Raw genomic sequence first — 22,366 nt, forward strand, 5'->3', positions numbered from 1 at the left:
ACCACCTCAGGATTTCCTCTGGACACCCATGGTGAGTCCGTGCCTTCCGTTGGACCTGGTCCTCTGTCCGCGCACCTTGTGGCGGCCCTCGTGCCTGATTCCGCGGTAGCAGCGGATCATCTTCATCCTGTTGATGTCATCCTTCTGGATGATGTCCAGGTCGTTTCCGAACAGGTGCATGTCGGCACCGGTCTCGTAGTCCATCTGCCTGTTGATGGCCCAGGAGGGGGCGTACTCGACGTAGGACTTGACGAGGGCCTCGATCTCCTTGACCTTCTCGTCGGAAAGGGATCCCATCTTGACGCTGGGGTCGACGTCGGCCTTCTTGGCGACGATCTGGGCGACCCTCTTTCCCACTCCTTTGATGCTCTGGAGTCCGACGACGGTCCTCTTCTGACCGTCGATGTCGGTGTTGACGATACGGACGATGAAGTTGAAGTTCTCGTCCTCCGTCTGCTGCTGCTCTTTCTTCTTAGCCATTTCGCTAAACCTCCGTAAATGCCTCCCGGTCTGGGCCGGGTTGGACGCAAGCTCCTTTCCCCCATGGGGAGGAGCTCTCAGTTTTCACCGTCCGGAACGTACGCCGAGCGAGGGTCCTGAGTTCACGTGGTTCGTGCGATGCCCTTCTTATAAATAAAGGATTGGTCGGGAGCAAACCCCTGTGTCCCGATGATGAGCATCGTGATACGTCGGCACAGCAGTAAGAACAGCATGTTCCGTCAGACAGACCCCCAAGGGACGGGAGACCTGAAAACAGCCTTTCCTAGGACTGCTGGCACATTGCAATGACGGGTGTTGCGGCCCCGGCAGAAGGAGGTCGCCGGGACCGCCAAGCGGTTTAGCGTCAGGGCCTTGTGTCCAACCTCTCCCGGAGGGCCGCATAGATGATCGGCAGCGATATCGTGGCGTCACCCTCCACGATCATCTTGGCCGCGTCCGGCTTGACCTTCCCCCAGGACACGGCCTCGCGGATCTGCGCCCCCGAGGCAGAGCCATCGTACTCCATGGCCGTGGTCAGGTACACGCAGTAGTCCAGCCCTCCGCGGAACTGGTTCCACCAGATGACATGGTGCTTCGAGATGCCGCCGCCCACGAGCAGTCCCCCGGTGCGTTCGGCATGGTTCGTCATCTCCGAGAGCATCTGCTCGTCACCGAACAGGTCGATCCTCAGACCCCGGTGCGTCTGGTAGTACATCCACAGCTGGCATCCGAAGGACCCGTCCGTGATGCCTGGGACGACCACCGGCACACCGTGCAGATGGCATTGACGGAGCAGCGAGCCCTCGTCCTCCATCCTCGCACCGACCTCGTCGATGATCTCATGCGTGCTGAGCGACTTGGTCTCCGCGAAGATCTCGTCGAACATGGGCAGGAGGACATCCTCCAGGACCTCTCCGTAGCACGAGTCCGGGACGAGCACATTGCCCAGCCTGCTGATGGACTCCTCCCTCAGTTCGGCATCGTCCAGCATGAAGTCCCCCTTGTAGTATGCCGCGTACGTCCTGGAGATGTCGTGATCCAGCGTCCCGCAGGTCGTGATGATCAGGTCCACCATGCCGTTCCTGACCATGTCCACGATCACCCCGCGGGTGCCGGTGGCCATGATGCACGCCGGGAACGACAGTATCCTCAGACATCCCTCGTCCCTCACCATGGACTCCACCACGTCCACGGCCTCGGCCAGCTTCCTTCCCGTGAATCCTCCCGAAGCCCCCATCATCCTGATGAGACCGTCCACGGAGACCTTCCCGTCTATCCTTATGTCGATTACCTCTTCGAGTCCTTCCATATGATGCCCTCTCTGTTCATTGCTCGCGGACGCCGCCGTGGCTCCTCCCGGTCGCCTGCAGCCCGATGACGCCGACGGCGACCATCAGCACGAACAGCAGCGACCCTGCGGAGAGGTGCTCCATGCCGATCAGCGAGCTCACTGCTACTGTCCCCAGCGCGCCTATGCCCACCCATGTGGCGTACGCACCGCCCACCGGGAGGCCGTGGTCGAGGGCCCTGGACAGCAGCCATGTGCTGACCGTCAGGAACAGAGCCGTGACCAGCGTCCATCCGACCTCCCTGAATCCGTCCGACAGCCCCATCGCGGTGGCCCACACCACCTCGGTGAGCCCCGCTGCCAGCAGTATCATCCATCCCCTCGAGTCCCCGTCCATGTCAGTGGCCCCCCGTCGTGAGATGCAGGCCGACTATGCCCGCCACTAGCAGAACCGCGAAGAACACCCTGGCCGGGGACATCGGGTCCCTGTACAGCACGACGCCCATGATCAGCGTCACCACCGCCCCTATGCCCGCCCACACGGCGTAGGCGACACCGGCGCCGATGGACCTCATCGCGACCGACAGCAGCGCCAGGTCAACCACGATCAGGACAACCGTGGCCAGGGCGAACCCGGGCCTGCGGAAGCGCTCTGAGCGTTCCATGGTGTACACCCAGCAGGGCTCCATCAGCCCTGCTATTACCAGCAGGATCCACGCGACATCCATAACATGATTATACGGCGTAGGATACTAAGAGACTCCCGCCAGGTGTATAGCCTATACACGTGAGGGCGGACGGGGACCGGACCATGGAGGAGGGAGACGGACTGAGGATGTTCGAACGGAAGCACATGTCAGCGATCATGCTGTACCTGCGTGCGAACGGCGGTTCCGCCACCAGGATGTCGATCTACAACGACATAGCCAACAACGACCACATGCCGGACAAGTTCGCAATCCTGGAGAGTGCGGGCCTCATAGTGCAGACAAGGGACAGGTTCACACGCGCCGTCACCCTGACCCTCACCGACAGGGGGCGGGCGGTCGCGGACGCCCTCGCCGAGCTCGACTCGATGGTTCTCGGGCGACGGCCCTCCGGACGGACGGCGCCGCGGATGTATGGAATGTGTACGTTCTGAAGAAAGCGGTCCGCAGGCACGGATGCATGGGATGGTGCTGGGGAAGGGATTCGAACCCTTGAAACCCTACGGTAAGGGATCTTGAGTCCCTCGCCTTTGACCAGGCTCGGCTACCCCAGCTTGGAGGATGAGGAAAGGGGTTTGATTGAAAACGTTTACGGAAGGGTGGTGACCTCACCGCGCTTCCCGTCGATGTAGAACGTGTACTCGTGCTGGGAGACGATTCCCCCGTCGACCTCCACCAGCTGGGCGTAGCTGGAGAGGACGCCGTGTCTGATCAGGGTCCTGACATGCTTCTCCGCATCGGGAAAGTCGCAGCTCCTGGCGCAGAACGGGAAGGTCTTGAACTCCCCCTTCACGTAGTCGAAGAACTCCTGGGTCTTGGGGTCGGCGATGGGCCTCTCCCTCAGGATCCTGACGATGTTCCCGGGCTTGCCGTTCTTGACCTCGCCCCTACCGTTGGTCGCGAAGGGCTCGACGGCCACGATCATGCCGGCCTTGATCTGCGTCTCCTCGCCGCTGGCGTAGCTGGGCACGGACATGCCCGCGTGGAGGTTGTACTGCTCGATCTGATGCCCGCAGAGGTTGACTATGGGGTGGAAACCCTTGCCCTCGATGGTCATCTGTACCGCGCGGCCGATCTCCCCGAGGGGGACGCCGTCCCCGATGAACTCCGCGACGGTGTTCCTGGCGGTCTTCGAGATCTCTACGAGATCCCTGTACGTGTTGGTCCCGACCTCGACGGTCCCGGCGGTGTCGCCGACGTACCCGTCGAGCTCCGCTCCGCAGTCGACCTTGACGACGTCGCCGACCTGGAACACGGACTTGTCCGTGCAGCTGGGCGTGTAGTGCGCCGCAATCTCGTTGATGCTGATGTTGCAGGGGAACGCGAGGCCGCACCCGTGCTCGCGGATGTAACCCTCCACCTCCTGAGCGACATCGTACAGCTTGACCCCTTCCTTCACCATGGAGAGGCCGAGCTCCCTGGCCGCTCCGGCGACCTTCCCGGCCGTGCGGAGCTTCGCCAACTGATCCTCGTTCAGCATTCTAAGACTTCCTTGATCTTGTCGACCGGGATCGCCCCCTGACGGACGATCTCGACCTGCTTGTCCATGAGCCAGACTATGGTCGAGGGCTGTCCCAGGGTGCACGGTCCGGCGTCGACGTAGGTGTCGACCGCGTCGCCGAAGTCGGAGATCGCGGCATCGACGTCGACGGCATCGGGACGTCCGTGGAGGTTGGCGGAGGTGGCCACGACGGGCCCCGTGCGCCTGATCATCTCCAGTGCGAACCTGTTGTCCGGGATGCGTATGCCAACCTTCTGGGATGATGACGTGACGATGTCTGGCACATCGGGCTGCTTCTTGATGATGATCGTCAGAGGTCCGGGCAGGAACGCCTTGACGAGCTTGTCGGCGTTCTCGTTGAGGACGGCGATGCTCTCGAGCATGGCCTTGTCCGAGACGGCGACGGAGAGAGGCATGTCGAACGGCCTGTTCTTGGCCACGTACAGGTTCTTGACAGTGGACTCGTTGTAGATGTCTGCACCGATTCCGTAGACTGTCTCAGTCGGGTACACGATGAGCCTGCCCGCTGCGAGATCCTCGGCAGCGGCGGCGACGGCCTCTTCGCAGTGGGCGTCGAAGCCGTGGGAGTAATCGCACTTGATGATCTTCATTCAAATACCTACCAGTGTCTTGATCCTCGCCATCATAGCTGGATCATAGTTCTCACAGATGTTTCCATGACCCGGATACAATTCCCTTATGTCAATGTTGCTCAGACACTCAATCGAGTGACGGAGGTCCCTCATGGATCCGCCGGGGAAATCCGTCCTCCCGACACCCGTGTCGAAAAGGGTGTCTCCCGAGAAAAGCGCCCCCGAGACCTCATCGTAGAGGCAGATGCCCCCCTCGGTGTGGCCCGGTGTCCACATCACACGAAACCTGGAATCCCCCAGATCGACCACGTCCCCATCCGATAGATCTAAGATCTCCACGGGCTCCACGGACCCTCCGAAGACATCGGAGAGGACATGACGTCTCTCGGCCATGCGGATGTACGGCGCGTCGTAGTGCCCCGCATACGCGGGACAGCCGAACTCCTCCATCAGCATCTTGAGGCCCCCGACATGGTCGAAATGACAGTGGGTCAGGACGATCATATCGAGCTTCGCATCGCCCAGGACCCTGCGGATGCCGTCGACGACACGGTCGTGACCGGCTCCCGACCCCGCATCGACGAGCATGTTCCTCTCGCCGGTGACGAGATAGATGTTGGAGTCATAAGGCACTCCGGAATCGATCCTCTGTATACACATCAATGAGGCTAGAGGCTGATTGTATTTAACCGTAGAGCCGAAGCTGAACAGATAGATGATGAAAAAATTAAGGGGGTTTCTTAGAGGATGAGATTTTGATTCATACGAAACCTGTTTAACTGCTAGATCACACTCCAGCGACGTTCAAAGAACTTTAGTAAGCCAGGACTGAATACCTCGGCGAACCTCGGCACTTACATCCGGCTTCTATCAAACTCGTCATTTACGAGCGTTCTATGGGTACCTCTTTTTTAAGGTGGCTTCGAGCTTAGATGCCTTCAGCTCTTATCCACTGCCGCGTGGCTACTCAGCGTGCCTTGTCAGACAACTGATAAACTAGAGGCGACGAACCCCTGTTCCTCTCGTACTAAAGGGTCCTTCTCATCAGGTACCAACACCTCCATCAAAAAGCAACAAAACTGTCTCGCGACGTTTTAAACCCAGCTCACGATCCCTTTTAATGGGCGAACAACCCCACCCTTGGCAGCTGCTGCACCACCAGGATAGGGAGAGCCGACAGCGAAGTAGCAAGCCACGAGGTCGATATGAACTCTTGCTCGTGACAACTCAATTATCCCCAGGGTAATTTTTCTGACATCATCCACCCCCATTCAGGAGGTTGGATGGTTCGCTAGGCCATAGTTTCCTATCTCCGAACCCTATTGTCTGGTTCCGAGTCAAGCTAGCTTATACCCTTACATTCTTCGGTAGATTTCTGACCTACCTGAGCTAACCTTTGGGCGCCCTTGTTATCTTTTTGAGGGCGTGGCGCCCCACCCGAACTGCCTGCCTATAGCTGTTCCTCCGGAGAGGTGAGTCGTAAAAATTGACAAGGGCGGTGTTTCATCGGTGACTCGGAGAGATGCTAGCGCACCTTCCTGGGTAACGTCTCCCGCCTACCCTACACATGCCAATTCTTACAACAACAACAGGTTGCAGTGAAACTCCATGGGGTCTTCGCTTTCAGATGGAGGGGTCTGGATTGTGCACCAGACTGATTGTTTTCACTAGCGTCATGGCGGGGACAGTAGAACACTCGTTGAGCCTTCATGCAAGTCGCCAATTAAGCGACAAGGTATTACGCTACCTTAAGAGGGTCATAGTTACCCCCGCCGTTTATCGGTCCTTCGATCCGTTGGAACAGATTTTCAGATGCCGACACTGGGCAGGCTTCGGCCTCTATACACATCCTTTCGAACTAGCAGAGACCTATGTTTTTATTAAACAGTCGGTGTTCTCTTGTCACTGCGACCAGTAGCTCTCACTACTGGCACCCCTTATCCCGAAGTTACAGGGCTAATTTGCCGAGTTCCCTCGCCACGATTATGCTAACACGCCTTAGGCTACTCACCTAGGGACACCTGTGTCGGTTCTTGGTACGAACAATAAGATTGTAACTATGAGGTTTTCACGGGGACCAGGAATTATCGAAAGCAGGCTTACGCCTGCCCCATCACGCATTCTCCAACTTCTCACCATTACGGTTCTTCATCGGATTCGGCGCTTAGATACAGTGACTGCTGTACATCAACTATCCCGATCCATCAACATAGGCAAAGATCTTACTGGTACAGGAATATTAACCTGTTTCCCATTCGATAGCTTCGATTAAGAACTACCTTAGGATCGACTAACCCTTGGCTGACGAACATTGCCAAGGAACCCTTGCCCCTGCGGCGACACGGATTCTCACCGTGCTTTGCTGCTACTCACTCCAGGATCCTCGTTGGTACACGGTCCACAGGACTTCACAGCCCCGCTTCTGCCCATGCACCACGCCCCCTTACCAAATTACTTTGCAGTATTCTACAGTATCGGTACTCGGTTTAGCCCCGTCCATTTTCTGGGCCCACAATCTAGACCGGTGAGCTGTTACGCTATCTTTGAAGGATGGCTGCTTCTAAGCCCACCTCCCGGTTGTTTTAGACTGCCGACGCCATTTCGTATTACACTTGACCGAAATTTAGGGACCTTAACTGTAGTCTGGGTTGTTTCCCTTATGGCCACCAAGCTTACCCCGGATGGCCTCACACCCGACGTCTACGGTGAACGCAAGTTCGGAGTTTGACAAGATGCCGAGGAATTTCTTCCCCTAAGCACCCAATCGGTGCTCTACCTCACGTTCTGCCTCGATCGAGGTCTAGCTGCGACTAGTTTCAGGGGGAACCAGCTATTTCCGGCCTAGATTGGCCTTTCACCCCTATACCCAAGTCATCCAAACGATTTGCACATCAGAACTGGTTCGGTCCTCCACCTCCCCTTCGAGAGGCTTCAACCTGCTCAGGCATAGATCGACCGGCTTCGGGTATCCGCACCATTGACTCCAGGCGAGCACACCTTGCCCCTCGTAAAAAACTGCGGGCTATCGGTTTCCCTTCGGCTACCTGATTGAACAGTTAACCTCGCCAATGACCAGAACTCCCTGGATCGTTTTTCGAAACGAACAATATAACACTGGTCCACCTTACGGTTTCTTCCCTTTGATGCTATATAAATCTTTGACCGTATGGTTTCAGGTCTTTTGACCTCCCGTTAAGGGTACTTTTCAGTCTTCGCTCACGCTACTACTGCACTATCGGACTAGAGACGTATTTAGGGTTGGAAGTGAATGCCTCCCAAATTCATGCGCGATATCCAACGCACACTACTCAAGAACATCGAAAATCACCATATTCACCTTCCTCTAAGGGGCTATCACCCTCTATGGCCTGGCTTTCCAGCCAAGTTTGAGTCTTTGAACTTAGGTGTAAACGAGCCTATAACTCCACATCTCCCTTGCCTTTCGGTAGGGATTCGGTTTGCCCTATACCGCGTTCGATCGCCTTTAATAACGGTATCTCGATTGATTTCTTTTCCTGCGGGTACTAAGATGCTTCAATCCCCCGCGTTCCCGATCATTACTGATCATTCCGAAGAATAGGAAGTCCCATTAGGTAATCGTCGGATCATAGGCTTCTTGCACCTACCCGACGCATATCGCAGCTTGACACGACCTTCTTCAGCGCTCTAGCCGAACCATCCCCCATACGGCGTAGCATCGCCGCTGGCGTATGATCTAGCACACGTCCAGGTTTCGTATGATTGGTGATCATCGGGCTTTATCCGCTCTCATCCTCCGTTTACGGAGCCCTACACCACTTCCCCAGAACAGGACCTCTGTCTGGGTGCATGTTTTGATTCTGATTCTGAATCCCTGCCAGTTTCTGACAGGAGCGGAACCCCCGTACACATCGGAGGTATATAAGCCTTCCGATGGACCCGGTTGTTCCAAAGATTCCTTGTGTTCGGAATCACCGATCCTCGGCTTTCCGCCGGGACCGCCCGATGCTTCACATCGCGCAGAATCGGGTAAAGGGCAGAAGTATATAAGTCTTCCGCTCGGCCCCGGTTTTCCGCGATCGAAGCAAGCTCCGAACCACATCGAATCGGTCTAACACTCCGGATTTTCTCCGTGTGTCACACGATGCCACACATCGCGCAAACCCCTCTACACACATGTAGTATAAATATTTTTCGTAACCTCGAGCTCACGGAGTGAAGACGATCATCACACAATCGGGGATTTTCGCCCTCAAATCCTTCAAATCGGGGTGATAGAGCCTGATGTAGTCGTCCCTGTGGAGCCTCTTGCCGAGTATCGCCGCCACCACCGGCGCCTCCACGCAGCCGTCGACCTTCCACGCGGCGCCTTCGCCGCCGATGTCGGTGGACACGTAGATCGGCAGACGGAGCGAAATGCGCTGCCTGTCGTCGCATACCCCCCACAGGAACTCCAGCTGCTCCTCCGGGATCTCGACGACCGAGCCGTCCCTCGTCCTGTAGGTGTGGTCCCCGCTGTCCATCATCTGCTCGATCGTCCTCTTGTTGACGGCGAGGTTGGAGTTGAGGTCCTTCATGATGGAGTTCACGAATGATTCTTCCATGTTTCAGTAATATTATATTATTATATTAAGGGAGACAGGGTTCACGCCACTACGAAAAGCGGCTAATAACGGCGTTAATTTTAATATCCGAGCGCAATCACTGGACCGCATGTTTCAGAACCAGCAGTTGGAGGAAGCGCTTTCCAGGCACCCGTGCTACAACAGGGATGCCCACCGTGAATTCGCGAGGATGCACGTCCCCGTGGCACCGCGCTGCAACATTCAGTGCAACTACTGCAACAGGAAGTACGACTGCTGCAACGAATCCCGTCCGGGGGTGACCAGCGAGGTCCTGACACCGGAGCAGGCGGCGGAGAAGGTCGCGTACGTGAAGTCGCTGATCCCCAACCTCAGCGTCGTCGGGATCGCCGGACCAGGGGACCCCCTGGCCAACGAGGAGACCTTCCGCACTCTGGAGCTTGTGTCGAAGGAGACTCCGGACCTGACCCTGTGCGTCTCCACCAACGGCCTCGCCCTCCCCGACAGCGCCCAGAGGCTGTACGACCTCGGCGTCAGGTTCATCACCGTGACCATGAACGCCTACGATCCGGACGTCGGGGCCGAGATCTACGGCTCCGTCCGCTGGGACGGCAGGGTCCTGAAGGGCAGGGAGGGGGCGGAGCTCCTGATCGCCCGCCAGACCGAGGGGATAGAAAGGTGCGCCGCGCTGGGGATGCTCATGAAGGTCAACATAGTCATGGTCCCCGGGATCAACGACGGGCACATCCCCGACCTGGTGAAGTACGTCAAGGGCAAGGGCGCCTACATCGTGAACATCCTCCCGCTCATCCCTGTGGAGGGCACGCCGTTCGCGGACCTGAGGGCGCCGACGCCCGAGGAGAGGAGGGAGATGATGGACCGCTGCTCCCTGGACGCCAGGATGATGCGCCACTGCAGGCAGTGCAGGGCGGACGCCATCGGGCTCCTTGACCAGGACCGCTCCCAGGAGTTCGTGAACTTCGGCGGCTGCGGATCCGGCTGCGGACCGCAGGGACAGGCCGCCGCCCCCAACGTCTTGTTCCGCGACCCGAAGATGGTCGCGGTCGCCACGTCCGACGGCGTGTCCGTGGACCGCGGGTTCGGCAACGCCTCCGCGTTCAGGATCTACAGGCGCGTCGACGACGGATGGGAATTCTTCCGCGAGGTCTCCGTCGACACCGGCGTCCCCGCGTCGGGAAGCGGCCACCGCGAGCACATAGCTTCCGTGGCTGCCTCCCTGGGGGAGTGTTCCACAGTCGTCGTCACCGAGATCGGGCACATGCCCTCGAGGCTCCTGGGCGAGATGGGCGTGACCGTAGTCGAGACGGACGTTCCCGTCGACAAGGCGCTCGCATCCCTGGGCCTCCGAGACCCCGGATACAAGTTTTAAGGAGCGAAGACCATATCCCCTCCATGAGAACCTCATGGGTCATCGCCGCGCTGCTGGTCCTGGCATTGGTCGCCTCCCCCGTCTTGGCGTCGGATGACTCCGAGGCGGCCGACGGCCAGCCCAAGCAGGTGGTCTTCATCGACCGCGGAGAGGTCCATGCCGTCATGTACTATACGGACGGGTTCCACGCCCCGGACGACCCGAGGCACCGCGGGCTGAGGCTGGTCGGCTGGGCATACGGCGACGATGTGGTGGACGTCGACACCTTCGACTTCGACACCGTTCCCGAGAACCCCGTCTACCTGTATGCCGTCTACGAGGAGGACCCCGTCGGGGGCGCCGTCAGCGACATCGCGTACTACGGCGCCATCGCCTTCATCCTGTTCTGCGCGTTCCTGGTTCTCCTCTGTCTGAGAGGCACTTTCCGCAGGTCGGGATGAGACGCCCCGCACCATCCAACATATAAATAGAAGCTGAGGATAGTCCACGTCAGTTACAGGAGTGTACATCATGGACGCTCAGCAGATGAGAGAGACATACATCAACTTCTTCAAGGAGAGGGGCCACGCTCAGATCAGCTCCGCTCCGCTCATACCCGAGAACGACCCCACCGTTCTCTTCACGACCGCCGGCATGCACCCCCTGGTGCCCTACCTCCTCGGCGAGAAGCACCCCGCCGGCAGGAGGCTGACGGACTTCCAGAAGTGCGTCAGGACCGGCGACATCGACGAGGTCGGCGACGCCAGCCACCTCACGTTCTTCGAGATGCTGGGCAACTGGTCCCTCGGCGACTACTTCAAGAAGGAGTCCATCGGATGGAGCTACGAGCTCCTCACCGACGTCCTCGGCATCAGGAGGGACCAGCTCGCGGTCACCGTCTTCGCGGGGGACGCCGACGCGCCCAGGGACGACGAGACCGCCGACCTCTGGAGGAGCCACGGCATGACCGACGACCAGATCTTCTTCTACGGCAAGGCCGACAACTGGTGGGGCCCCGCCGGGCAGACAGGTCCCTGCGGACCCGACACCGAGATCTTCTTCGACGACGGCAGGCCGAAATGCGGACCCGACTGCGGACCCTCCTGCCACTGCGGGAAGTACACCGAGATCTGGAACAACGTCTTCATGCAGTACTTCAAGGACGCCGAGGGCAAGTTCACCCCGCTCAAGCAGATGAACGTCGACACCGGCATGGGACTCGAGAGGATCCTCCGCGTGCTCAACCACGTGGAGACGGTCTACGACACGCCCCTGTTCACCGGCATCATCGCCAAGGTGGAGGAGATCACCGGCAGGAAGTACGGCTCCGACGAGGAAACCACCCGTGCGTTCAGGATCGTCGCCGACCACCTCAGGGCGGCCACGTTCATCCTCGGAGACGGCGTAGTCCCCGCCAAGATCGGACAGGGCTACATCCTCAGGAGGCTCATCAGGAGGGCCAGCAGGTACCTCTCCAAACTGGGCATGGACGACGTCTGCATGCGCCAGGTCGCAGAGGTCGTCGTCGAGCAGTACTCCAAGGCGTACCCCGAGCTGGAGAGGAACAAGGACTTCATCTACAGCAACATCACCGCCGAGGAGGAGAAGTTCCACAAGACGCTGGTCAAGGGACTGAGGAGGTTCAACGAGATGATCGCCGAGGCAGGCGACTCGGAGACCCTCCCCGGCGACATGGTGTTCAGGCTCTACGACACCTTCGGGTTCCCCGTGGAGCTGACCCAGGAGCTTGCCGCGGAGCAGGGGAAGAAGGTCGACATCAACGACTTCCAGGAGAGGTTCAAGGCCCACCAGGAGAACTCCAGGATGGGCGCCGACCAGCAGTTCAAGGGAGGTCTGGCAGACCACGCCGTCGAGACCACCAAGCTGCACACAGCGACCCACCTGCTGAACGCCGCGCTGAGGAAGATCGTCAGCCCCGACATCCAGCAGAAGGGATCCAACATCACCGCCGAGAGGCTCAGATTCGACTTCAACCTCGACAGGAAGTGCACCCCCGAGGAGCTGAAGGCCGTCGAGCAGTACGTCAACGACGCGATCAAGGCCGCCATCCCCGTGGTCTGCGAGGAGATGCCCATCGAGAAGGCCCGCGAGCGCGGCGCCATCGGGGTCTTCGGGGACAAGTACGGGGAGATGGTCAAGGTCTACACGATCGGCGACGTCTCCTGCGAGATCTGCGGAGGGCCCCACGTGTCCAACACCTCCGAGCTCCAGGGATTCAAGATCAAGAAGGAGGAGAGCTCCGCCGCCGGGATCAGGAGGATCAAGGCGGTCGTCGGCAAATTCGACTGAGCCCCTCGTGAATCATCCGGGACGTCTCCGGACGTCCCGGGAAACCCACTTACTTCTCAACACCGACAAAATAATTCCAGCAGTGCCAGACAGCGAAGGGCATCCTCCGTGACGCATCCAAAGAATGCGCATGGCTAGCCGTCTCGGAACAAACGATACGACACAATGCGTCCCCGGATGTCCGCTTAGGCTGACGCCATGCGAACGTTCTTCAAAAAGCTCGAATTACAACCCGCATGGGTAGATTTTCAAATGATAAGATGGTGGACTGGGCGAGATTCGAACTCGCGACTTCTGGCTTGCAAAGCCAGCGATCTAACCAGCTGATCTACCAGCCCACTGAGACTGCTGTAAAAAGGACAGCGATATAAACCTATCGTGAGGGAGTTCCGGCGCCCCCCAGAGATCGTCCCAGATGCCGTCCATTCCCCAGTGCTTCGCCGAGACGTATGTCTCGAAACATCCTTCCACGGAACTCAAATGTCTATCCAGTCGAACAGGTTCAAACCACTATAACCGATTCCTTAAAGAACACGCGTGCATACGCCCATATATTACGCGCGGGCGCACGCGGGAGCGTCGCCCGTCGACACGTTGAAATAGAATGTGGCGTGTTAACACGTAGCACGGGGTGAACCCAATGTTCGGAAAAAGCATCAGAATCGAGAGGATAATGGACAGGAAAACCGGGAACTGCGTAATAGTTCCCATGGACCACGGGATCTCCGCGGGACCCATCGAGGGACTGATCGACATGAAGAAGACGGTCGACGACGTGGCGAACGGCGGAGCCACGGCTGTGGTCATGCACAAGGGACTGATCCGTTATAGTCACCGCACCAGCGGACACGACATCGGTCTGATCCTCCACCTATCCGCTTCCACCGACATCGGCGTCACCAAGAACAGCAAGGTGCTGGTCGCCTCCGTAGAGGAGGCCCTCAAGATCAGTGCCGACGCGGTCTCCGTGCACATCAACGTCGGAGCCGAGACGGAGCCGGAGATGCTCGCCGACCTCGGACAGGTCGCCAAGGACTGCAACGAGTGGGGAATGCCCCTCCTCGTCATGGCGTACCCCCGCGGACCCAAGATCGAGAACTCCTACGACCCCCAGGCGGTCGCCCATGCGGCCAGGGTCGCCACGGAGCTCGGCGCCGACATCGTCAAATGCAGCTACACCGGGGACATCGACTCCTTCAGGGATATCGTGAGGGGGACCCTGGCCCCCGTCGTGATCGCCGGAGGACCCAAGATGAACTCCGACGACGACATCCTCCAGATGGTCTACGACTCCATCCAGGCCGGAGGACACGGCGTGTCCATCGGCAGGAACGTGTTCCAGCACAGGAACGTCGAGGGCATGACGAGGGCCATTTCGGACATCGTCCTCCGCGGATACACCGTCGAAGAGGCGAAGAAGGACAACCTGAGCTGATCCCCATGGACAAGGAGATTTGGGTCAGGGCCGACGTGCCCGACAGCAAGGAGGAGCGCAAGAACATCGTCCTCTCCGCACTGGAGACCGGCATCGACACCGCGATCGTCAGACCTGGGGACGAGGACTTCGCCGAGCTCGGCAAGGTCACCCTGCGCATCAACGACGGCGGCTCCCTTTCCGACGGCTACGAGATCGTGGAGCTCAGCACACCCGAGGACCAGGACAGGGCCATGGCGATGGCCGGGAAGAGGGCGGGGGTCATCCTCGACTCCTCCGACTGGACCGTCATCCCCCTGGAGAACCTCATCGCCAAGTTCAGGAACTCCGGGACCAAGGTCCTCGCCTGCGCATCCGACAAGGAGCAGGCCAAGCTGTACATGCAGACGCTGGAGAAGGGTGTGGACGGCATCGTGGTCTCCACCGACGACCCCAACGCCATAAGGGGGTTCGCCGGGATCGTCTCCGGAACCTCCGATGTCGAGCTCACCGAGCTGGAGGTCCTGGATGTCAGGAACATAGAGATGGGCGACCGCGTATGCGTCGACACCGTGTCCATCATGGTCCCCGGCGAGGGGATGCTGATCGGCTCCCAGGCGTCATGCCTCTTCCTGATACAGTCCGAGAGCGAGGACAACGGCTACGTCGCCGCCAGGCCCTTCAGGGTCAACGCCGGCGCCGTTCACGCCTACGTCATGGGCCCGGAGGGGAGAACGAGGTACCTGGGCGAGCTGAAGTCCGGCGAGCCCGTCGTCCTCGTCAAGAGGGACGGGACCACCAGGCTCTCCGCCGTCGGGAGGTGCAAGATCGAGCAGAGGCCGCTGGTCCTGCTTACCGCCACCGACGGGCAGAGCAAGTACTCCACCATCCTGCAGAACGCCGAGACCGTCAGGCTCGTGACCAGGGACGGCTCCTTGTCCGTCTCCGCCGTCAAGAAGGGCGACAGGGTCCTCGGAAGGCTGGAGTCCGGCGGAAGGCACTTCGGGATGAAGATCGACGAGACCATAAGGGAGATCTGATGAGGGTCTGCGCATCGCTCAGCAGCGCGTCCGACATGGACGCAGCCATGGATGCCGACATGGTCGAGGTCCGCCTCGACCTCCTCGGATCGGTCCCGGACACCCGCGGGAAGGACACACTCGTCACATACCGCGACCCGGTGGACCTGTCGGTCCTGCCGGATGGCTTCTCGGGGATGATCGACGTCGGCGAGCAGCCCAGGCCCGACACGGGCCTCACGGTGGTCGGCTCGTACCACGACTACCAGTCCACCCCTGGATCCGACTGGATAGCGTCCAGGCTGAACTCCATGGACGCGGACGTCCGCAAGGGCGCGTTCAGGGTCAACAGGCTGGCCGACCTGGCGTCCGTACTGGACGCCTCGAAGGCGGTGGATGGCAGACACGTCCTCCTGGGCATGGGCGCCCTGGGCGCCGTCACCCGCATCAGGGCGGATGTCCTGGGCAACGAGTTCTCGTTCGGATACGTCGGCGAGCCGACAGCCCCCGGACAGTTCAGCGTGGAGGAGATGCTGGGGATGGGCGACGGATGCACCGTCCTCGGGATACTGGGGAACCCGCTCGGGAAGAGCAGGTCTCCCGCCATGCACAACGCCGCGATGAGGGCGAACGGCATCAGGGGAGCTTACCTCCCGTTCGAGACCCCGGACCTGGACAGGGCCGAGGACGTCATCCGCGGATACGGGATCCGCGGGGTGAACGTGACCATCCCTTACAAGAGGGAGATTATGGACCACCTCGACCGCATCGACCCCGTCGCAGAGAGGATCGGCGCCGTCAACACGGTCGTCAACGACGGGGGCGTCCTGACAGGGTACAACACCGACGTCATAGGCATAGGGGTCGCCCTCGAAAGGGCCGGGATCGACGTGACCGACAGGCGCGTCGCCGTCATGGGCTCCGGAGGGGCCGCCAGGGCATGCATGCAGTACCTGGACGAGCACAACTGCAGTGTCACGGTCGCCGCCAGGAACGAGGAGACCGGAACGGCGCTGGCCAGGGAGTTCGGGCAGACGTACAGAAGACCAAGCTCCGTGTCGCTAAGGATGCACGACCTCCTCGTCAACTGCACGCCAGTAGGCATGTACTCGGACGGGCCTTACCCTGTGAGCATCGAGGCCCTCGACCACGGGGTCGCGGTCTTCGACATGGTCTACGGACCGACCCCCCTGACAAGGAGGGCGGAGGAGACCGGCTGCAGGATCGCGTACGGCGCGGACATGCTGGCTGGACAGGGCGCGGCGTCATTCGAGATGTGGACCGGCGTGAAGGATTCCTTCGATACCATGAGGAAGGAGTTGGAATGACCGGAGAGGGCAGGTCCCACGGCTCGATCACCGTGATCAACGCCATGCCCTGCGGCATAGGCGCCACCATAGGCGTCGGGCTGAGCACATCGGCCAGGTTCTCCGAGCACGGGGACGCCAGGGTCGTCAGGATAAACAACGACGTGTCCGAGGACACGAACATGGCGCGCATCTGCGTCAGGAGGGCGTACGAGCGCGCCGGGATCGAGGAGCCGGAGGGATGGTCCCTCGAGACCGACTCCCAGATCCCCGTGTCCAGGGGTCTGAAGAGCTCCAGCTGCGCGTGCAACGCAATACTCAGGGCGGTCTTCTCCCACCTGGACTTCTCCATGGACCCCGTGGACCTAATCAGGCTCGGGGTCGAATGCGCCAGGGAGGCGAAGGTCACCGTCACGGGGTCCTTCGACGACGCCTGCGGCTGCGGGCTCGGAGGGCTGGTCATGACGGACAACCGCAGGGACGAGATCATCGACCGTGCGGACATAGGGGACTACGATGTGGTCATCCACGTCCCCGCATTCAAGATAAGGAAGACGGGCCTGCCTCTGGACAGGCTCCATGAGGTCGCACCGCTGATCCAGCGTGCGATAGACATCACGATGAGCGACCCGTTCGCCGCCATGACCATGAACGGCCGCATCATCTCGGAGGCCTCCGGCGTCGACAACTCGGTCGCCGAGAGGGCGCTGGACATGGGGGCCCTCGGGGCGGGCATGTCCGGCTCCGGACCCGCGGTGGCCATCGTGGTCGCCGAGGGGGACGGGAAGAGGTTCGCAGAGGACATGGGCATGACGAGTGAAGAGACCATACTCACAGTGACGAGGTGCGGAGAATGACATCCATGGCGTTCCACGGAGGGAGGCTGGAGGGGACCGTTTCCCCGCCTCCGTCCAAGAGCCACACCCACAGGGCGTTCTTCCTCGCATCCATGGCCAGGGGCAGGTCGGTCGTTTCCAACGCCCTGATGTCCGCCGACACCAGGGCCACCCTGGCGGCGTGTAGGGCCATGGGCGCCGATGTGGAGGGAGACGGGGACGTCAAGACGATCACGGGCGGCGACCTCCATGCGCCCGGGTTCGTGGACGCCGAGAACTCCGGGACGACCATGAGGATCTTCGCTGGCATCTGTTCGATGTTCGACGGCGAGTCCACCATTACGGGGGACGACTCCCTCAGGAAGAGGCCGATGGGCCCGCTCCTCTCCGCGTTGGAGCAGACCGGGACCGTCTGCGGATCCGACAACGGGCTCCCTCCGGTCACCGTGAGGGGACCCAACCGCGGCGGCAGGGTTTCGATCGACGGGGGCGTGAGCTCCCAGTTCATCACCTCCCTCCTGATGGTCTCGCCGATGCTGGAGCGCGACTCCGAGATAACGGTTGAGGGGGACATGGTCTCCGCGCCGTACCTCGACGTAACCCTGCACATGATGCACCTCTTCGGCGCGGACGCCGAGAGGGACGGGAACGTGTTCAGGGTGAGGGGCGGGACCGGCTACAGGCCGTTCGACTACATGGTCCCCGCGGACTTCTCCTCCGCGGCGTTCCCCCTGGTCGCGGGTGCGCTGGGAGGCAGGGTGACCGTCAGGGGCATGGACATGGACGATCCCCAGGGCGACAAGGCCATAGTCGACATCCTCAGGATGGCAGGCGCCGACGTGGAGGTGAACGGCACGGAGATAACCGTGTCCGAATCGGAATTGAAGGGATGCGAGGTCGACATGGGCAGTGTCCCGGACCTGTTCCCCGTCGTGGCGGTGCTGCTGAGCACCGCGAAGGGCGACAGCCGCCTGTACGGTGCGCCCCAGCTCAAATTCAAGGAGAGCAACAGGATCGAGACCGTCGTCAACATGATCAACGCCATAGGCGGAGATGCCGTCGCCACCGACGACGGATGCATCATCCACGGCAGGCCGAGACTGAAGGGCGGCGCCATCGTCCACAAGGGGGACCACAGGATCATGATGTCCGCGGCGGTCGCATCGATCGTCTGCGACGGACCGGTCACCATGGACGACGTGGAGTGCTGCGCCGTCTCCTACCCGGGATTCCCGGAGGAGATGGCCGCCATAGGCATGCGCGAGGAGGTCATCTGATGTATTCCACAGGAGAGAAGTTCAGATTCACATTGTTCGGGAAGAGCCACGGGCCCTTCGTCGGGGGGATACTCGAAGGTGTCCCCGCCGGATTCAGGATAGACATGGAGAGGGTGGCAGCCGAGATGGCGCTCAGGAAGCCCACGGGCGGCATAGGCACGCCCAGGAAGGAAGACGACGAGGTCGAGTTCGTCCAGGGTGTCAGGGACGGTGTGGCGGACGGCAACCCCGTGCTGCTCAGGATCGCCAACAGGAACACCGACAGCTCGAAGTACCAGGAGTTCTACGACAAGCCCAGGCCGGGCCACGCCGACCTTCCGGCGCTGCTGAAGTTCCCGGACCACGACCTCAGCGGGAGCGGCCAGTTCTCGGGCAGGCTCACTGCGGCGATCGTCGCCGCAGGGGCGATAGCCAAGCAGATCATAGAGCAGAAGGGCGTCCGCGTGGACGCGTTCACGAGGTCCATCGGTGACCAGAACGACAGGTGGATCCGCGTCCCCGAGGAGGCCCGCATGTCCCCCCAGTACCCGACAAGGTCGTGCAGCAGGAGGATGGACGCCGCGTTCACGGAGTGCATCGAGAAGGCCGCGGCCGAGGGGGACAGCGTGGGAGGTGTGGTGGAGTGCTTCATCACCGGCCTGCCCATCGGCTTCGGGGGGATATGGTTCGAGGCCCTGGACGCCGAGCTGGCGAGGGCCATGTTCGGCATACCCGCGTGCAAGGGGGTCGAGTTCGGCGACGGCTTCGGTCTCGCCAGGATGTGCGGCTCCCAGACCAACGACGCGTACCGTTTCAAGGACGGCAGGATCGTCACCGCCACCAACCATCTGGGAGGCATCGTCGGCGGCATGTGCGACGGGGCCCCGGTGTGCTTCCGCGTGGCGTTCAAGCCCACGCCGTCCATATCGATCGAACAGCAGACGGTCAACCTCAGGACCGAGCAGGACGACACCGTCTCGGTCAAGGGAAGGCACGACCCGTGCATCGTCCCGAGGGCCGTGGCAGTGGTGGAGGCGATGGCGGCGCTGACCGTCGCGGACCAGATGGCGAGGGGGCTCCGATGACGCTGGAGGACGTGCGCACGGAGATCCAGGACATCGACCTCCAGCTCCTGAGACTCATGAAGAGGAGGCTCGAGCTGGCGAAGCTCGTGGGAGAGGACAAGGCGTCGAGGAACGCCGCCGTGAGGAACATCCCGCAGGAGAACAAGGTCATCGACAGGTACCGCGGGTTCGCCCTGGAGAACGGGATGAACCCCGTCTACGCCGAACAGGTCTGCAGGGTCCTGATGCAGGAGTCCATAGAGATCCAGGCCGCGATGCCCAGGCCCTCCTCGAGGATCCGTCACATCGCGATCGTCGGAGGATACGGGAAGATGGGACGCTGGTTCGCCGACCTGCTCAAGGACGCAGGCCACCGCGTCGACATCATCGACCCGTCCTCGGGGAACGGGCTGGTCATCGAGGACGCCAAATGGGCGGACTCGGTCATCGTGTCCGTGCCGATATCCCGCACCGGATCCGTGCTCAAGAAACTGGACGAGATCTGCAGACCGGAGACGCTCATCTTCGATGTGGCCTCGCTGAAGTCCCCGTTCATCGACGTACTGAAGGATATGGGGTCGAGACGCCGCGTATGCTCCGTGCACCCGATGTTCGGGCCTTCCGCGGAATCGATGTACGAGAGGAACCTGGTCGTCTGCGACTGCGGGTCGGAGGAGGCCACGGACGAGGCGATCGAGCTGCTGGGCAACCACGGCGCCGACGTCCGCAGGATGCCCGTGGAGGACCACGACATGTACATGTCATACGTCCTGGGGCTGAGCCACGCGGTCAACATCGCGTTCTTCACCGTCCTGGACAGGAGCGGCATAGACTTCCAGGACATGAAGTCGGTGGCGTCCACCACGTTCAACAAGCTGATGGACACCAACGAGTCCGTCGCCCTGGAGGACCCTTACCTGTACTACGAGATCCAGCACCTGAACTCGAACAGGGAGCAGATGCTGAGGGAGTTCGACTCCGCCGTGCACGACGTCGTGGACGCAGCCCTCAGCGACGACCCGCGCGCGTTCAAGGAGCTCATGGACAGGGGAAGGGAGTACTTCACCTGAGACCGCCCATCGCCTTGAGCGTGCCGAAAACATCTTTCATCCCCTTCACCACGGACATGCGCTCGGCGTAGAACCTGCGGTAGAGCCTTGTGTTCGCTTCGTCGGGGTGGAACGTGCGGTCCACCTCGGCGGATTTCTCGAGCACGGACAGCAGGTCCTTCTCGTCGCCGACCGCGAACGCACCCATGGCGCAGTCGGTCATGACGGCCCCTCCGCGGGTCCTCATCACGACGGCTTCGCTCCCTATCATGTCGGACTTCATCTGGTTCCACACATCGTCCGCGCTGCCGCCCTCCGTGATTGTGATCCTCGACAGATCCACCCCGGCCTCGCGGTACTCGTCAGTGACCCCCATGTAGTCGTATCCGATGGCCTCGAGGACGGACCTCCAGAGAGCGGAGCGGTCGGTGTCCAGGGTCATGTTCAGGAAGGCGCCGCTGGCGTCCATCATGTCGCCGTAGCCTCCCGTGAGATAGGGGAGGAACGTCACCCCGCGTGAACCGGGCGGCACCTCCGCCGCTTCGCGGCTGAGCTCCTCGTAACCCACGTTCCCGCCGTAGACGCTGTCCTTGAACCATCTCAGGGACAGCCCGCCTGTGCGGATGAAGCCCCAGTAGAAGTACGAGTCGTCGAGCGACCCGCTGTTGAATATGAGTCCGGTCCCATGACTGCTGAGCTTCGGGACGATGCCGTCCGTGGACACGCAGAACATAGCGCATGTCCCCGCGACGTCCACCGCCATCCCGGGCCTGAAGACCCCGCATCCGAGCATGGACTGCATGGTGTCCCCGGCCCCTCCGCACACCGGAGTGCCTGCCCTCAGACCCGTGGCCTCCGCGATCTCGGAGGGGATATGCCCTATGACGTCCCACGGCTTGACGATCCTGGGCATGTAGCCCGGGTCGATGCCGAGGATCCCCAGCTGCTCCTCCGACCATTTCTTCTCGAGGACGTTGTAACCGAGTCCCCAGCCGGACATGGTGCCCTGGTCGATGAACGCGTCTGACGCCTTGAGTCCGGCGAGATGCATGAGGATGTAGGGCGCGTTGTGCACGAACCTGCATCCGCGCTCCCGGAAATCTTCGGAGTTTTTGAGGAACCATCTGGCGAACATCGCCGGGAACATGCAGCTGGCATCGGCGTTGCCCGTCTCCTGGCCCCATATGTCGAGACCCATGGCGTTTACGGAGTCGGCGTCGTCCTGGGTCCTGGAATCCAGATAGTTGATGAACGGCGTCACGGAATCGCCGTTCTCGTCCACGCCGGTTATCCCGCAGATGATCCCGTCGCCCATGACGGAGCGGATCGCCAGGGGATCCAGGCCCTTGGAGAGCATCTCCTCGGTACATTCGCGGATCCCCTGGATGGTCAGACGGAGGTACTCGTCCGGATCCATCTCGACACAGCGTGGCTCGGGATAGCGTATCGTGGTCGGGTGCGAGACCTGTGCGACGCATTCCCCGTCGCCGTCATAGACGGCGACCTTGACGCTCTGTGTGCCGGCATCGAATCCGAGATAGTATCTGTCCGACATGTGATCGGTCGGTCTACGGCCGTCTGAATAAATACGATTTAGGTAGCTATATAGAA

The 22,366-nt window shown here is 60.8% G+C and carries 20 protein-coding genes, 2 tRNA genes and 1 rRNA gene; 11 read left to right on the forward strand and 12 right to left on the reverse strand.

What is annotated here, in order from left to right:
• Positions 1–6: 6 nt before the first annotated feature.
• The 4 genes from JS82_07460 to JS82_07475 all read right to left on the reverse strand — a co-directional run bounded on the left by JS82_07460 (position 7) and on the right by JS82_07475 (position 2,496).
• Positions 7–480 (reverse strand): 30S ribosomal protein S13, encoded by a 474-nt coding sequence (locus JS82_07460; GenBank protein QHK17954.1) that lies wholly within the window; start codon positions 478–480, stop codon positions 7–9.
• A 364-nt stretch (positions 481–844) separates the two neighbouring features.
• A complete protein-coding gene (locus JS82_07465; GenBank protein ID QHK17955.1) occupies positions 845–1,789 on the reverse strand; it encodes a deoxyhypusine synthase in 945 nt (314 codons plus the stop codon).
• 16 nt (positions 1,790–1,805) lie between these two features.
• Positions 1,806–2,141 (reverse strand): hypothetical protein, encoded by a 336-nt coding sequence (locus JS82_07470; protein QHK18431.1) that lies wholly within the window; start codon positions 2,139–2,141, stop codon positions 1,806–1,808.
• A gap of 25 nt (positions 2,142–2,166) precedes the next feature.
• Entirely contained in the window at positions 2,167–2,496 is a 330-nt protein-coding gene (locus JS82_07475; GenBank protein QHK17956.1) for a hypothetical protein, read from the reverse strand.
• Between the two features lie 83 nt (positions 2,497–2,579).
• Here JS82_07475 and JS82_07480 point away from each other — a divergent pair, with 83 nt between their 5' ends.
• The gene (locus JS82_07480) at positions 2,580–2,909 is read left to right on the forward strand and encodes a hypothetical protein (GenBank protein QHK17957.1); all 330 of its coding nucleotides are present in this window, start codon (positions 2,580–2,582) and stop codon (positions 2,907–2,909) included.
• A gap of 32 nt (positions 2,910–2,941) precedes the next feature.
• On the opposite strand, the gene JS82_07485 is transcribed toward JS82_07480, so the two are convergent.
• The 6 genes from JS82_07485 to JS82_07510 form a co-directional block, all read right to left on the reverse strand.
• Positions 2,942–3,029: transfer RNA gene (locus tag JS82_07485), tRNA-Leu, on the reverse strand.
• A 35-nt stretch (positions 3,030–3,064) separates the two neighbouring features.
• Entirely contained in the window at positions 3,065–3,955 is an 891-nt protein-coding gene (locus JS82_07490; protein ID QHK17958.1) for a type II methionyl aminopeptidase, read from the reverse strand.
• Complete coding sequence (locus JS82_07495) at positions 3,949–4,587, reverse strand: threonylcarbamoyl-AMP synthase (GenBank protein QHK17959.1); 639 nt, start codon at positions 4,585–4,587, stop codon at positions 3,949–3,951. The genes JS82_07490 and JS82_07495 overlap by 7 nt, the downstream gene beginning before the upstream one ends.
• Positions 4,588–5,229: an MBL fold metallo-hydrolase gene (locus tag JS82_07500; protein ID QHK17960.1), complete on the reverse strand. Its 642-nt coding sequence runs from the start codon at positions 5,227–5,229 to the stop codon at positions 4,588–4,590. It abuts the gene before it with no gap.
• Positions 5,230–5,419: 190 nt separating this feature from the next.
• Positions 5,420–8,258: ribosomal RNA gene (locus JS82_07505) — 23S ribosomal RNA — on the reverse strand.
• Between the two features lie 498 nt (positions 8,259–8,756).
• A complete protein-coding gene (locus JS82_07510; GenBank protein ID QHK17961.1) occupies positions 8,757–9,152 on the reverse strand; it encodes a DUF61 family protein in 396 nt (131 codons plus the stop codon).
• A 109-nt stretch (positions 9,153–9,261) separates the two neighbouring features.
• On the opposite strand from JS82_07510, the gene nifB reads away from it, so the two are divergent.
• The 3 genes from nifB (at position 9,262) to JS82_07525 (ending at position 12,810) form a co-directional block, all read left to right on the forward strand.
• A complete protein-coding gene (gene nifB / locus JS82_07515; GenBank protein ID QHK17962.1) occupies positions 9,262–10,521 on the forward strand; it encodes a nitrogenase cofactor biosynthesis protein NifB in 1,260 nt (419 codons plus the stop codon).
• Positions 10,522–10,544: 23 nt separating this feature from the next.
• Entirely contained in the window at positions 10,545–10,961 is a 417-nt protein-coding gene (locus JS82_07520) for a hypothetical protein (GenBank protein QHK17963.1), read from the forward strand.
• A gap of 70 nt (positions 10,962–11,031) precedes the next feature.
• On the forward strand, positions 11,032–12,810 hold the full coding sequence (locus tag JS82_07525) for an alanine--tRNA ligase (GenBank protein ID QHK17964.1): 1,779 nt from the start codon (positions 11,032–11,034) through the stop codon (positions 12,808–12,810).
• A 261-nt stretch (positions 12,811–13,071) separates the two neighbouring features.
• Here the strand turns inward: JS82_07525 and JS82_07530 are convergent.
• Positions 13,072–13,148: transfer RNA gene (locus JS82_07530), tRNA-Ala, on the reverse strand.
• Between the two features lie 302 nt (positions 13,149–13,450).
• Here JS82_07530 and JS82_07535 point away from each other — a divergent pair.
• Genes JS82_07535 through JS82_07565 form a run of 7 tightly spaced genes read left to right on the forward strand, consistent with a single transcriptional unit; the run spans position 13,451 to position 20,776 of the window.
• Positions 13,451–14,245, forward strand: a complete 795-nt coding sequence (locus JS82_07535; protein QHK17965.1) for a fructose-bisphosphate aldolase — start codon at positions 13,451–13,453, stop codon at positions 14,243–14,245.
• A gap of 5 nt (positions 14,246–14,250) precedes the next feature.
• Entirely contained in the window at positions 14,251–15,264 is a 1,014-nt protein-coding gene (locus JS82_07540) for a 3-dehydroquinate synthase (GenBank protein ID QHK17966.1), read from the forward strand.
• Positions 15,264–16,571, forward strand: coding sequence for a shikimate dehydrogenase (aroE, locus tag JS82_07545; protein QHK17967.1), 1,308 nt, complete (start codon positions 15,264–15,266; stop codon positions 16,569–16,571). Before JS82_07540 ends, aroE begins: the two co-directional genes overlap by 1 nt.
• Positions 16,568–17,407, forward strand: coding sequence for a shikimate kinase (locus JS82_07550; protein QHK17968.1), 840 nt, complete (start codon positions 16,568–16,570; stop codon positions 17,405–17,407). Before aroE ends, JS82_07550 begins: the two co-directional genes overlap by 4 nt.
• Entirely contained in the window at positions 17,404–18,663 is a 1,260-nt protein-coding gene (aroA, locus tag JS82_07555; protein QHK17969.1) for a 3-phosphoshikimate 1-carboxyvinyltransferase, read from the forward strand. The genes JS82_07550 and aroA overlap by 4 nt, the downstream gene beginning before the upstream one ends.
• Complete coding sequence (gene aroC / locus JS82_07560) at positions 18,663–19,727, forward strand: chorismate synthase (GenBank protein ID QHK17970.1); 1,065 nt, start codon at positions 18,663–18,665, stop codon at positions 19,725–19,727. Before aroA ends, aroC begins: the two co-directional genes overlap by 1 nt.
• Positions 19,724–20,776: a prephenate dehydrogenase/arogenate dehydrogenase family protein gene (locus JS82_07565; protein QHK17971.1), complete on the forward strand. Its 1,053-nt coding sequence runs from the start codon at positions 19,724–19,726 to the stop codon at positions 20,774–20,776. Before aroC ends, JS82_07565 begins: the two co-directional genes overlap by 4 nt.
• Here JS82_07565 and JS82_07570 read toward each other — a convergent pair.
• Complete coding sequence (locus JS82_07570) at positions 20,769–22,310, reverse strand: carbohydrate kinase (GenBank protein QHK17972.1); 1,542 nt, start codon at positions 22,308–22,310, stop codon at positions 20,769–20,771. The genes JS82_07565 and JS82_07570 overlap by 8 nt on opposite strands.
• Between the last annotated feature and the right edge of the window lie 56 nt (positions 22,311–22,366).

It is taken from the genome of Methanomassiliicoccaceae archaeon DOK (assembly GCA_009911715.1).
GTDB lineage: Archaea > Thermoplasmatota > Thermoplasmata > Methanomassiliicoccales > Methanomethylophilaceae > Methanoprimaticola.

What these genes read in the sequence shown, in the direction of transcription:
- JS82_07460 (QHK17954.1), bottom strand. Translation starts at nt 480, where the DNA reads ATGGCTAAGAAGAAAGAGCAGCAGCAGACGGAGGACGAGAACTTCAAC.
- JS82_07495 (QHK17959.1), bottom strand. Translation starts at nt 4,587, where the DNA reads ATGAAGATCATCAAGTGCGATTACTCCCACGGCTTCGACGCCCACTGC.
- JS82_07470 (QHK18431.1), bottom strand. Translation starts at nt 2,141, where the DNA reads ATGATACTGCTGGCAGCGGGGCTCACCGAGGTGGTGTGGGCCACCGCG.
- nifB (QHK17962.1), top strand. Translation starts at nt 9,262, where the DNA reads ATGTTTCAGAACCAGCAGTTGGAGGAAGCGCTTTCCAGGCACCCGTGC.
- aroC (QHK17970.1), top strand. Translation starts at nt 18,663, where the DNA reads ATGTATTCCACAGGAGAGAAGTTCAGATTCACATTGTTCGGGAAGAGC.
- aroE (QHK17967.1), top strand. Translation starts at nt 15,264, where the DNA reads ATGAGGGTCTGCGCATCGCTCAGCAGCGCGTCCGACATGGACGCAGCC.
- aroA (QHK17969.1), top strand. Translation starts at nt 17,404, where the DNA reads ATGACATCCATGGCGTTCCACGGAGGGAGGCTGGAGGGGACCGTTTCC.
- JS82_07500 (QHK17960.1), bottom strand. Translation starts at nt 5,229, where the DNA reads ATGTGTATACAGAGGATCGATTCCGGAGTGCCTTATGACTCCAACATC.
- JS82_07540 (QHK17966.1), top strand. Translation starts at nt 14,251, where the DNA reads ATGGACAAGGAGATTTGGGTCAGGGCCGACGTGCCCGACAGCAAGGAG.
- JS82_07525 (QHK17964.1), top strand. Translation starts at nt 11,032, where the DNA reads ATGGACGCTCAGCAGATGAGAGAGACATACATCAACTTCTTCAAGGAG.
- JS82_07465 (QHK17955.1), bottom strand. Translation starts at nt 1,789, where the DNA reads ATGGAAGGACTCGAAGAGGTAATCGACATAAGGATAGACGGGAAGGTC.
- JS82_07565 (QHK17971.1), top strand. Translation starts at nt 19,724, where the DNA reads ATGACGCTGGAGGACGTGCGCACGGAGATCCAGGACATCGACCTCCAG.
- JS82_07550 (QHK17968.1), top strand. Translation starts at nt 16,568, where the DNA reads ATGACCGGAGAGGGCAGGTCCCACGGCTCGATCACCGTGATCAACGCC.
- JS82_07510 (QHK17961.1), bottom strand. Translation starts at nt 9,152, where the DNA reads ATGGAAGAATCATTCGTGAACTCCATCATGAAGGACCTCAACTCCAAC.
- JS82_07520 (QHK17963.1), top strand. Translation starts at nt 10,545, where the DNA reads ATGAGAACCTCATGGGTCATCGCCGCGCTGCTGGTCCTGGCATTGGTC.
- JS82_07490 (QHK17958.1), bottom strand. Translation starts at nt 3,955, where the DNA reads ATGCTGAACGAGGATCAGTTGGCGAAGCTCCGCACGGCCGGGAAGGTC.
- JS82_07535 (QHK17965.1), top strand. Translation starts at nt 13,451, where the DNA reads ATGTTCGGAAAAAGCATCAGAATCGAGAGGATAATGGACAGGAAAACC.
- JS82_07480 (QHK17957.1), top strand. Translation starts at nt 2,580, where the DNA reads ATGGAGGAGGGAGACGGACTGAGGATGTTCGAACGGAAGCACATGTCA.
- JS82_07570 (QHK17972.1), bottom strand. Translation starts at nt 22,310, where the DNA reads ATGTCGGACAGATACTATCTCGGATTCGATGCCGGCACACAGAGCGTC.
- JS82_07475 (QHK17956.1), bottom strand. Translation starts at nt 2,496, where the DNA reads ATGGATGTCGCGTGGATCCTGCTGGTAATAGCAGGGCTGATGGAGCCC.